Source organism: Acetatifactor sp., from assembly GCF_982438285.1.
The window spans coordinates 1-1780 of sequence record NZ_CEWDFQ010000482.1; the positions used below are offsets into that span (position 1 = coordinate 1).

At 52.5% G+C, this 1780-nt stretch carries 1 protein-coding gene; it reads left to right on the forward strand.

What is annotated here, in order from left to right; all coding sequences use genetic code 11:
• Window positions 1-242: 242 nt before the first annotated feature.
• Window positions 243-1780: glutamine-hydrolyzing GMP synthase (gene guaA / locus AC1WIP_RS15485; RefSeq protein WP_481142671.1), on the forward strand; the 1538-nt coding region annotated here is incomplete at its 3' end.

Genomic DNA, 1780 nt, shown 5'->3' on the forward strand with positions numbered 1-1780 from the left:
ATCAAGAAAGGCATTCAAAAGAGCCTTTTGTTAATCGAAAGACCTGAATTCATAAGGGTTTATTTAGAGTACAAAAAAACAAGGCGAATATCATTGAGAAAAGCAAATGGAAAGTTGCCAACGAACACTTGACACAAACGAAAAGCCATAAGGCTTTGACAAGCGGGAGCATTGTCTTTATAATAGGGAGCAGAGGATACAACCAGACACCTGCCGGGGACGGCAGATGAAAGAGGTGCTAGATGGAGAAAGAAATGATCATAGTTCTCGACTTTGGCGGGCAGTACAACCAGCTGATCGCCAGGAGAGTGAGAGAATGCAATGTTTACTGCGAGGTACATCCCTACAATCTTCCCGTGGGGAAGCTGAAGGAAATGAATCCTAAAGGGATTATTTTCACTGGTGGGCCAAACAGTGTCTACGGTGAGGATTCCCCACTGTGCGATCAGGCGGTGTTTGAGCTTGGGATTCCCATTCTGGGAATCTGTTACGGCTCCCAGCTTATGGCGCACATGCTGGGGGGAAAGGTGGCAACGGCCCCTGTGAGCGAATACGGCAAGACTGAGGTGACTGTGGACACCCATAAGGCCTTGTTCCAGGGAGTTTCAGAAACTACGATCTGCTGGATGAGCCATACGGATTATATTGAGAGGGCGCCGGAGGGCTTCTGCGTGACCGCAAAAACCCCTGTCTGTCCTGTGGCGGCCATGGAAAATGAGGAAAGAAAGCTCTATGCGGTGCAGTTTCATCCTGAGGTAATGCACACCCAGGAGGGAATGAAAATGCTGCACAATTTTGTGATCAATATATGCGGGTGCAGCGGCCAGTGGAAGATGGATTCCTTTGTGGAAACCAGCATCCGGGAGCTGAGAGAGAAGGTAGGAGACGGCAAGGTGCTGTGCGCGCTGTCAGGCGGGGTGGACTCCTCTGTGGCGGCGGTGCTTTTGGCAAAGGCGGTGGGAAAACAGCTCACCTGCGTGTTTGTGGATCATGGCCTTTTGCGCAAAAATGAGGGCGACGAGGTGGAAGCCGTATTCGGCCCACAAGGCCCTTATGATTTGAATTTTATCCGGGTAAACGCCCAGGAGCGTTTTTATGAAAGACTGGCGGGAGTAACGGAGCCGGAGCAGAAGCGCAAAATCATAGGCGAGGAATTTATCCGGGTGTTTGAAGAGGAAGCAAAGAAAATTGGTTCCGTGGATTATCTGGTGCAGGGAACCATTTACCCTGATGTGATCGAAAGTGGCCTTGGAAAATCCGCAGTGATCAAGTCCCACCACAATGTGGGGGGGCTTCCCGACTGCGTGGATTTTAAGGAGATTATCGAGCCCTTGCGGCTTTTGTTCAAGGATGAGGTGCGGAAGGCGGGACTGGAGCTTGGCATTCCGGAGTACCTTGTCTACAGGCAGCCCTTCCCGGGTCCGGGACTGGGCATCCGTATCATCGGCGAGGTGACGGCTGACAAGGTCAAGATGGTACAGGAGGCCGACGCCATCTACCGGGAGGAAATCGCAAAGGCCGGTGTGGATAAGGGGCTTGGACAGTACTTTGCAGCGCTCACCAATATGAGAAGCGTGGGCTGCATGGGCGATGAGAGAACCTATGATTATGCGGTTGCCTTACGGGCGGTGACTACCTCGGATTTCATGACTGCTGAGGCGGCGCAGCTGCCCTGGGAGGTGCTTGGGAAGGTGACGAACCGGATCGTGAATGAGGTGAAGGGGGTTAACCGGGTGGTGTATGACTGCACCAGCAAGCCGCCTGGGACGATTGAGTTCGA